10 protein-coding genes and 2 pseudogenes are annotated in these 9,956 nt (G+C 35.9%); all 12 read left to right on the forward strand.

From position 1 onward, the window contains the following. The first annotated feature begins 11 nt into the window (after positions 1 to 11). On the forward strand, positions 12 to 710 hold the full coding sequence (locus HMPREF9455_RS15145; protein WP_006800604.1) for a potassium channel family protein: 699 nt from the start codon (positions 12 to 14) through the stop codon (positions 708 to 710). A gap of 99 nt (positions 711 to 809) precedes the next feature. Continuing rightward, a complete protein-coding gene (locus HMPREF9455_RS15150; RefSeq protein WP_006800605.1) occupies positions 810 to 2,153 on the forward strand; it encodes a TIGR00341 family protein in 1,344 nt (447 codons plus the stop codon). 446 nt (positions 2,154 to 2,599) lie between these two features. Next, positions 2,600 to 2,959 (forward strand): MarR family winged helix-turn-helix transcriptional regulator, encoded by a 360-nt coding sequence (locus HMPREF9455_RS15155; protein WP_006800607.1) that lies wholly within the window; start codon positions 2,600 to 2,602, stop codon positions 2,957 to 2,959. 50 nt (positions 2,960 to 3,009) lie between these two features. Beyond that, positions 3,010 to 4,659: pseudogene (locus HMPREF9455_RS15160) on the forward strand (CoA-disulfide reductase); the annotation flags it as partial. Positions 4,660 to 4,797: 138 nt separating this feature from the next. Then, positions 4,798 to 5,001, forward strand: coding sequence for a DUF6132 family protein (locus HMPREF9455_RS15165; protein WP_006800610.1), 204 nt, complete (start codon positions 4,798 to 4,800; stop codon positions 4,999 to 5,001). A 13-nt stretch (positions 5,002 to 5,014) separates the two neighbouring features. Beyond that, positions 5,015 to 5,320 carry a rhodanese-like domain-containing protein gene (locus tag HMPREF9455_RS15170; RefSeq protein WP_006800611.1) on the forward strand — a complete coding sequence of 102 codons (306 nt, stop codon included), beginning with the start codon at positions 5,015 to 5,017 and terminating at the stop codon, positions 5,318 to 5,320. A 4-nt stretch (positions 5,321 to 5,324) separates the two neighbouring features. Continuing rightward, a complete protein-coding gene (locus tag HMPREF9455_RS15175; protein ID WP_006800612.1) occupies positions 5,325 to 5,561 on the forward strand; it encodes a hypothetical protein in 237 nt (78 codons plus the stop codon). 2 nt (positions 5,562 to 5,563) lie between these two features. Next, positions 5,564 to 6,034 (forward strand): thioredoxin, encoded by a 471-nt coding sequence (trxA, locus tag HMPREF9455_RS15180; protein WP_006800613.1) that lies wholly within the window; start codon positions 5,564 to 5,566, stop codon positions 6,032 to 6,034. 24 nt (positions 6,035 to 6,058) lie between these two features. Next, a complete protein-coding gene (locus tag HMPREF9455_RS15185) occupies positions 6,059 to 6,436 on the forward strand; it encodes a MarR family transcriptional regulator (RefSeq protein WP_006800614.1) in 378 nt (125 codons plus the stop codon). Positions 6,437 to 6,864: 428 nt separating this feature from the next. After that, complete coding sequence (locus HMPREF9455_RS15190; protein WP_006800615.1) at positions 6,865 to 9,030, forward strand: bifunctional alpha,alpha-trehalose-phosphate synthase (UDP-forming)/trehalose-phosphatase; 2,166 nt, start codon at positions 6,865 to 6,867, stop codon at positions 9,028 to 9,030. A gap of 11 nt (positions 9,031 to 9,041) precedes the next feature. Continuing rightward, positions 9,042 to 9,410 (forward strand): annotated as a pseudogene (locus tag HMPREF9455_RS15195) (trehalase-like domain-containing protein); the annotation flags it as partial. Between the two features lie 170 nt (positions 9,411 to 9,580). Beyond that, a partial coding sequence (locus tag HMPREF9455_RS15200) for a helix-turn-helix domain-containing protein (RefSeq protein WP_006800617.1) occupies positions 9,581 to 9,956 on the forward strand: 376 nt, incomplete at its 3' end.

Consider the following 9,956-nt stretch of genomic DNA (forward strand, 5'->3'; position numbering starts at 1 on the left):
AAGAAGAAAGAATGAAATATATTATTGTCGGACTCGGTGTATTCGGTTCTTCACTTGCTGAGAAGTTAGCATCACAGGGCAATGAGGTAATCGGAGTAGATACAAAGATGCAACGGGTAAATGAACTGAAAGATAAAATAACGCATGTTGCATGTTTGAATGTAACAGATGCTGCTGCAGTAGAAACATTACCCTTGAAGAATACAGATGTGGTCATTGTCTGTATAGGAGAAGATCAGGGTGCTAATATAATGGCGACAGCCATGTTTAAAAACCTGAATGTAAAACGGCTTATAGGAAGATCCCTGAATCCTTTGCAAGAGAATGTGTTACAGGCAATCGGCGTACATGAGATTGTCCGGCCGGAAGAAGAAACCGCAGAAAGATGGGCGAAGAAACTAACGCTTCGGGGCATGGTAGATTCTTTTGAGTTGAATGAGAATTACAGCATGGTAGAAATTGTAGTTCCGGATATTCTTATTGGAAAGACAATCGAAGAAATCGGTTTTCGTAAGGAATATAATATGCTCGTGTTGACTGTTATCAAAAATGTAGAAAAGAAGAGCATAATAGGGAAAACCAGAGTTGTTGCCGACGTTCAAGGTATACCAACACCCGATACCATGTTAGAAAAGAATGACATTTTAGTTGTTTATGGATCTAACAAAGATATTAAACAGTTTATAAGCAAGAACAAAAATCATAAATAGAAAAAGTGTGATTGGTAAATATATAATTGATAAAAAAGAAGTATCTTTTCCATGGTTATTCAAATCAGGTGTATAGTCTGAATACTAATAATATATAGCATGTATAACTTCATACGAAAAGTAGTCACTTACGTTAGTCTGCAAAAGCAAACCGAAGACTTTGAAGAAATCCATAATTCGATAACACAGGGTATTTCGTTCAAGGGGACGAATATATGGATATTAGTTTGCGCGATAATCATAGCATCCGTAGGGCTTAATACCAATTCAACCGCTGTGATAATAGGAGCCATGCTTATTTCTCCACTGATGGGGCCAATCAATGGAATGGGTTATAGTATTGCTATTCATGATTTTGGATTGCTTCGTCAGTCATTAAAGAACTTTGGTTTTGCGGTGCTGGCCAGCCTTATAGCATCCACTGTTTATTTTTCGATAACCCCCCTTCATACAGCCCATTCAGAGCTTTTAGCCCGAACCAGTCCGACGATTTATGATGTTTTAATTGCTCTATTTGGTGGATTTGCAGGTATTATAGCAATCAGCAGTAAGCAGAAAGGAAATGTTATTCCCGGTGTTGCTATTGCTACAGCCTTGATGCCACCTCTCTGTACAGCCGGCTACGGTTTAGCTACGCTCCAATTTTCTTTTTTCTATGGAGCATTCTATCTGTTTACCATCAACACTGTTTGTATTGCTTATGCTTCGGTTTTAATTTCTCAAATGTTGAAGTTTCCGATCAGAGATGCTAACATAAGTGAGACAAGAAAAAAACGTATCAATCAGGGGTTGTCCATCGTGCTTATTATAATCATATTGCCCAGTATATATTTGGGTTACCGGATGTCCCAGAATGAGAAATTCAGAGTAAATGCCGAAAAATATACACGTTATGTAGGCATATATAAAGGGAATTATTTATTAAACAATGAGGTTGCTGCAAACAGGAAAGAAATTAATTTGGTATACGGCGGATCTTCGCTGACAGAAGAAGACAAAGATGCAATTGTCGGTCAGGCAAGCTTATTCTCTTTAGATGATGCGAAGATAACAATAGAACAAGGGTTGGCCATAGATAATGATATAGCTAAGGATAGACTAAAAGCTCAGTCTGAAGAAGAGAAGTCTCGGCAACAAATAGCCCGCTTAAATGTAGAGGTTGCGGGTTATAAACAAAAAATAGACAGTATACAGAGCCAATACCAGATAGGGAAGCAATTACTGTCAGAGTTGACTCCTTTATACCCTCATATAGAGAGTTGTTCGTATGCTCAATCATATATCTATACCCAGAATGATACTTTGCATAGAGAGAAAACTGGTGTATTTATGATCACATCTAAACGCATTCTGCCAAAGAACGATCAGGAGAAAATAAAGAATTGGCTAATGAAAAGATTAAATGAAAAAGAAATTAGGGTCTATTTTGACAGAATTAATTGATTGATCAAGACCGAACTTGTAGAAATATTTTAATGGAATAATCAAGGGTCTTTTAAATTATTCCTCTACCTGTGTTAAATTATATTGTAGAAATGCCAAATATCAGAACGTGCTATTTCTTTTGATGCATTAGTTTTACTCCATTTATCTTATCTGAAATAAATCTCCCCCGGCTGTCTAAATAACTGTTTTAGAAATAAAGGGTGTATACTTCGTCATAATCATAGAAATTACTCTGATTAGATAAGCTCCCGAACTTCTATCCTCTGGTATTTGAGTAGTGTCTATTAGTAGTCTATATAGACGAACTAATAGAATGGTATAACCTATGTTGTAAATTTCTATTTTTCACAAAACGTATATGATCAAACATTTCATGAAAGAAAGTTTGCTAATCTTAAAATATTTATTTCCTTTGTTTATTATTTCCATTGGAATTATAATATATGTGCATAATTACAAAAATAAAGAATATACAGAAAATACTTTATAGACTCGAAAAAGTGTTTTTAGAAAACAATGGCATCACATTAAATGAAGCTATTATTATATATTCTTTGCCCGAAACAAGAAGCTCCTGTGCGGGTTATCTGTCCGGCCAGCTTGACGTATCGAACTCCCGGACATCTAAAATTCTGAGTAGCTTAGAGCAGCAGGAATATATTATAAGGACAATGGGACAAGCCGATAAAAGGCAGATGCTTTTTTCATTAACGGAAAAGGGACTGGAGAAAAAGAAAGAAATACAGAGATCTGAAGGTGAATATAGAGAACTTATTAAGTCATTGGCTAAGTTTATAGATTAACCAAAATTTTAGACAGATCTTATAAACCATTTTATTAAAAAAATAAATATATGAAAATATTAATTGTAGGAGGAGTTGCGGGGGGAGCATCTGTTGCAGCCCGTTTAAGGAGAATGGATGAACAGGCTGAAATTATTTTATTTGAAAGAGGCGAATATATTTCTTATGCCAATTGTGGATTACCATATTATATCGGAGGTACAATATCGGACAGAGATAATCTTTTCATTCAAACTGTAGATGGATTTTCTAAGCGATTCAAGATAGACATCAGGGTATTGCAGGAAGTAATCTGTATCAATAGGGAAAATAAAAGTATAACCATACAAAACCTTATCACAAATAAAGAATATACTGAATCTTATGACAAACTTATTCTATCTACCGGATCAGAACCGGTGAAACCTCCAATCAAAGGCATCGATAGCAGAAAGATATTTACACTTCGTAATGTACCTGATACCGATAAAATCAAAAACTTTCTTATAACTCATAAACCCCAAAAAGCAGTTGTCATCGGCGGAGGATTTATCGGACTGGAAATGGTAGAAAATTTACATGATGCAGGACTTGAAGTACAGTTAGTGGAGAAGGCGGATCAGGTTATGGCTCCAATTGATTTTTCCATGGCCGCAATAGTTCATCAGCAACTTAGGCAGAAAGGAGTAGAGCTTTATCTGAAAGAAGGAGTGACTTCTTTCCTCGAAGAAGAAAACGGCGTTAGAATAGTATTGGAAAGCGGTAGAGAACTTATCTCCGATATGGTTATTTTCAGTATTGGTGTTCGGCCCGATATTAAAATTGTAAAAGATGCAGGGCTGGAACTTGGAACGACAGGAGGGATTAAAGTTAATAGTTATATGCAGACGAGTGATAACAATATCTATGCCTTAGGTGATGCTGTGGAAGTACTGAATCCCATAATAACTAAGCAGATGTTGATTCCTTTGGCGGGTCCGGCCAATAAACAAGCACGTATTGTTGCAGATAACATACTGGAGGATAACAAATATATCTACCCGGGAACTATCGGCACATCTATAGCTAAGGTATTTGACCTAACCGTTGCGGCGACAGGCCTTTCATCCAAAGTGCTGAACAGGGAGTGTATCGAGCATATATCATCTTTTACTCATGGAAGTTCACACGCGGGATACTATCCCGGAGCATCTCAATTGTCAGTAAAGGTTAATTTCTCTCCTTTGACTGGAAAGCTTTTGGGAGCTCAGGTTGTAGGAAAAGAAGGAGCCGACAAAAGAATTGAGTTGTTTTCTGAGGTTATAAAAAAAGGAGGTACAATTTACGATCTGATGGATCTTGAGCATGCATATGCCCCGCCTTATTCATCGGCTAAAGACCCTGTCAATATGGCTGGTTTTGTAGCTGATAATATTCTTAAAGGAAAGATGAAAATAGCCCAATGGCGGGATATTGAAAAAATAAGTCTCGCCAAAACGACCCTTTTAGATGTCCGTACTTCAGAAGAATGCAGCGAAGGATATATCAAGGGTGCGATGAACATCCCCCTAGATGAACTGCGTTCCCGGATTAAAGAAATACCAAAAGAGAAGGACGTTTTAATCTATTGTGCTGTTGGCTTACGCGGGTATATTGCTTCCCGGATATTAGCACAATATGGATTTTCTAATGTTCTAAATCTGTCAGGAGGTTATATAACCTATGCAACAGCAATAGCAGAGTGCTCTTTATAATAGAAAAATTCAGCTATCACTCCGTATTTAAGCAAAATTAGAGTTTTAAATATATTGTTTCTCATAGAATTATATTCCTATAGAAATAATGTGTTATCTTTGTAAGAAATATAAACGCAAATAAATATGCAAATTATAAAAAACAATTGGACATATCTCTTAGGAGCACTTATCGGAGCAATAGGCGGATATATGTATTGGAGGTACATCGGATGCAGTACCGGTACTTGCCCCATAACTTCATCTCCTACAGTTAGTACTCTATACGGAGTATTGCTGGGCGGCTTATTCGGAGGTATTTTTAAAAGGAGTAAAGTTAATAAACAGTAATAAAATAAATAATATGGCGGGATTTTTTAGCAGATTATTCGGATTGGAGGATAAAATTGATTTTAAAGCTCTTTTAGAAAATGGGGCTATACTCCTGGATGTCCGCACAAAGGAGGAGTACAGGCAGGGAGCGACAACAAACTCAATCAATATTCCTTTGGATAGCTTGAATAGTAATTTATCGAAATTGAAAAAAGATAAACCGATTATTGCTGTATGCGCCAGTGGTATGCGTAGTCGCAGTGCGGTGACTCTCTTAAAGAATAAAGGTTTTCAGAAAGTATATAATGGCGGAAGCTGGTTTAATTTTAATGAGTAACAGAATGAAACGCATATTAAAGAAATGGGATGCAGCCCGGATAATTCGTTTATTGTTGGGAGTGTTGATAGCTATCTATTCAATATCTACGAAGGATTATATGTTTTTAGTTTTAGGTGGATTGCTACTTTCTCAGGCAATTATGAATATTTCCTGTTGTGGCTCCGCAGGGTGCTATACAGACAATAAGTACAAAGAAAATATTTATGGAGATCAGATAAAAAAATATAAACCGGATTAAAAATGAAGTATACAATACTATTTCCACTTGTGGCATTATTGCTTATTTCTTGTAATAACACAGCTGAGACAAAAAGTCAAACAAAAGAAACAATTAAAAAAGAAGATAAAATGACAACAATACATTTAACAAAAGCAGAATTCTTGTCAAAAGTTGCTAATTTTGAAACAAATCCTACTGAATGGAAATATTTAGGGGATAAACCGGCATTGATTGATTTCTATGCTGATTGGTGTGGCCCTTGTAAAGCTATAGCTCCGGTGCTGGATGAATTGGCCGCAGAATACGGAGGTCGTATATATATTTATAAGATAAATACGGAAACTGAACCTGAACTAGCGTCTGCGTTTGGGATAAGAAGCATACCTTCTTTACTGTTTGTTCCGATGACCGGACAACCTCAAATGGCTGCAGGAGCATTACCAAAACAGCAACTGAAGGAGGCTATTGATAATCTTTTATTAAAAGAGTAACAGTAAATATAAATTTAGACTAAAATGGCAGACAATACAAATAATTCGCAAGTAAGAACATTATGCCAGATCAGAGATGTGTATCGGGCTATTTATGACTTTGAGTTAAACTTTCAGCAATTATATGATCTTGGACTGAACGAAGGGATGCTGCTATGTTCGCTGAATGCTCAGAAATATTCATCCAATGAATTGGCTAGTGTATTGGGATTGAGCAATTCGAATACATCGAAAGTGATAAAATCGGTCGAAAAGAAAGGGCTTATCAGACGTATTGTAGGTAAGGAGGATAAGCGCCAGATGTATTTTGCTTTGACTGATCTGGGCAAGAAGAAACTTGAATCGATAAAATGTGCTGAGTTTGATATACCTCAAACACTAGAATCTATTATAAAAAGATAAAATTTTTATCTATTGACGATTTGTTCTCTCTTTTTTCTACTATAAAACAAGTTGCAAATACGCAACAAGAACCACTACGTATTAGTAAGTTAGATTTTGGATAAAAGATCTAACTTCCGTGTAATTTCATAGGTTAGGCAAATTTTATTATCTTTGTAAAAGTCTTGAATACATTGAAAACAATATTGTTTTTTCTTCTTTAAAATCTACTTATTCGGTAGATACCTTATTTAAGCGGAGTTGATCCGAAATATAGCCAATATATAATTCAGTTTTCTTAAAGGAATTTAGGTTACTCTTTTGGGCTTCATATGATAATTAATCTGAGGATAATAAAGTTTCTATAGATTCACTACATCCTTCTGTGTTCAAGCGAATTATTCTATTTTTAATAATCGGACTGCCCTGCCCGATACAAAATACGTATTATGAAGTTGATTATTATATCCAATAGATTACCACTGAAAGTAGTGGAGGAGGGAAATGAGTACAAGGTTGTTCCTAGCATAGGTGGCCTTTCAACCGGACTGAACTCATTAGAGACAAATATGGAAATGCATTGGATCGGTTGGACAGGAATGTATCTTGATGATTTGCAAAAACAAGAAAAAATAGACAGACAGCTGGCTGATCTAAACTTTCATTCGGTAAATCTGACCCCTTCACAAATAGAAAATTATTATGAAGGGTACAGTAACAGCGTCATCTGGCCGCTTTCTCATTATTTTTTTAGCAATGTAAGATACAATAATGACTACTGGTCTGTATATAAGGAAGTGAATGCTTTATTCTGTGAAAAAGCAGTGCAAATAATAGAACCGAATGATATTGTTTGGATTCAGGACTATCAATTGATGCTTTTACCTCGAATGATAAGAGACCGAATACCTGGAGTCAGTATTGGTTATTTCCATCATATACCATTTCCTTCTTATGAATTATTTAGGTGCTTGCCCGAAAGAAGTGATATTTTAAACGGTCTGTTAGGAGCCGATCTTGTTGCTTTCCATACGCATGGATATATGAGACATTTCATTAGTGCTGTTTACCGGGTACTGAAATTAGATTGTAACCTCGATGAAATTCATTTAGATGACAGAATCGTAGATGTGGATGCTTTTCCTATGGGAATAAACTATGATATGTATCACAATGCTTTACTAAATCCGGATATAAAGAAGCAAGCTGATAAACTACGAGGTGAGTTTGGTAACAGCAAGCTTATATTATCTGTAGATAGGCTCGACTATAGTAAAGGTATTCTTATGCGTTTAAGGTGTTTTGAAGACTTTCTGGCGAACCAACCCCAATACAGGGGAAAGGTTAGCCTCATTATGATTGTCGCTCCATCAAGAAACAATGTTGATATTTATGCAAAACTGAAAGAAGATATAGACCAGAAGGTGGGAGCTATCAATGGTAAGTATGCGACAGCAGCATGGCAACCAATCAATTATTTTTATAGGTCATTCGTCTTCGAAGAGATCGCCGCTTTATATCATATATCGGATATCTGTTTAGTTAACCCTTTTAGGGATGGAATGAATCTTGTTGCGAAAGAGTATATTGCAACAAAACGAGATGGGAAAGGAGTGCTCATTTTAAGTGAAATGGCCGGAGCATCTATTGAGCTATCCGATGCACTGATAGTGAATCCAACTAATATAAAGGAAATAGAAAATGCTCTTCTTCAAGCACTGGAAATGCCGGAAGAGGAACAAAAAACAATCATATCAAATATGCAAGAGATTATTTCTTCTCAACATGTTGGACAATGGGCCAAAGATTTTATAGATGAATTGGTCTTAGTAAAAAAGAAAAATAAAGAATTACAAAAGAAAATAATTGTACAAAAAAACTTCAATGAAATAAAAGATGCATATCAAAAAGCACAAAAACGTCTGGTTATTTTAGACTATGATGGCACATTGGTTTCATTTCACCGCAATCCGATGAAAGCATCACCAACGATTGAAGTTTTTGATCTTTTAGAAAAAATGTGTGCCGATAGCCATAATAGAATGATAATAAGTAGTGGTAGGGATAAACAGACACTTGAAGATTGGTTAGGACATTTACCTTTGGACATGGCTGCCGAACATGGTATGTTTTATAAAGAACATGGTATATGGAAAAGTAAAGTGCAGAAAATTGAATGGGATCAAGAGATAATAGACATAATTAAACATACAGTTAAAAAGACTCCTCGTTCGAAACTGGAAATAAAAGAGACAGCCTTGGTCTTTCATTATAGGGATGTTGATGTCTGGCTAGCAGATCTACGTGTAACACAACTGATAAATGCCTTGATAAATCCAACCTCGAGACAGAACTTGCAGATAATGAAAGGAAATAAAATAGTAGAAGTTAAGTCTGGTGAATTTAATAAAGGTTCAGAAGCTTTAAGGTTAATGAGTCAAAGTGAATACGATTTTGTAATGGCTATAGGAGATGATACAACTGATGAAGAAATGTTTATGGCATTGCCGGATACGGCTATTACTATAAAAGTAGGAGACCCCTCAAATGCAGCGCGGTATAATATTCCAAAACAAGCTTTAAACATTGATTTTTTGAAAAAACTAATAAAATAATTTGATTGCTTATGGATAATCTAGATTACGGTGTAGTTGGAAATTGTAAAACGGCTGCTTTAATATCAAAAGAGGGAAGCATCGATTGGCTTTGTTTTCCGGTATTCGATTCTCCATCTGTATTTTCTAAATTGTTAGATAATGATAAAGGTGGGAGTTTTTCATTCATTGTTTCTGATGGCTATCGTATTACACAAAATTACTTTAAAGAAACAAATATACTTGGTACTCGCTTTGCTTCTGATGAGGGTGTATTTGAAGTACTTGATTTTATGCCAAGATATAAGACTCGTGAAGACGAGTATTATATACCTTCCGAGATCTATCGTTATGTAAGGCTTATTGAAGGTAAACCGCGTTTCAGGATAAATTATACTCCTGTAATGTGTATAATATAATTGAAAAGTAGTCCACTAAAATAATTTAAAAGTATACCACCAGTTAAGTAAAATGTGTGAGAGCATCTAATAAAGCTCTACATTTTACTAACAAATATTAACATTATAAATTCCTTTGTGTATTAACCAACACAGAGGCTAAAATGATAACAATGGTGGAAAAACAAACAATTATTCACATGTACCGCACGGTTGGGTACAGTAAACGGGCTATAGCCAGGGAGTTGGATGTCAGCCGTAAGACCGTTCATAAAGTCATAGCCGAGTATGAAGCCGCATTAAACTGTGATGATCCTGAATCCTCTCTGGAATCGGTATTAACAATCCCCCCCCATTATAACAGTTCCCGGCGAGGCCGCCGTGTTATTGTCGGTAGCCTGAAAGATTTAATAGACGACTGTTTAGAGAAGAACGCTCGTAAACGTGCTATGGGCCTGAAGAAGCAGTGTATGCGGGGTAAGGATATCTACGAACTGTTAATAGATAAAGGCTTCCAGGTCAGCTATACGGGAGTTTGTAAATACATCG

It is taken from the genome of Dysgonomonas gadei ATCC BAA-286, from assembly GCF_000213555.1.
Taxonomy (GTDB): domain Bacteria; phylum Bacteroidota; class Bacteroidia; order Bacteroidales; family Dysgonomonadaceae; genus Dysgonomonas; species Dysgonomonas gadei.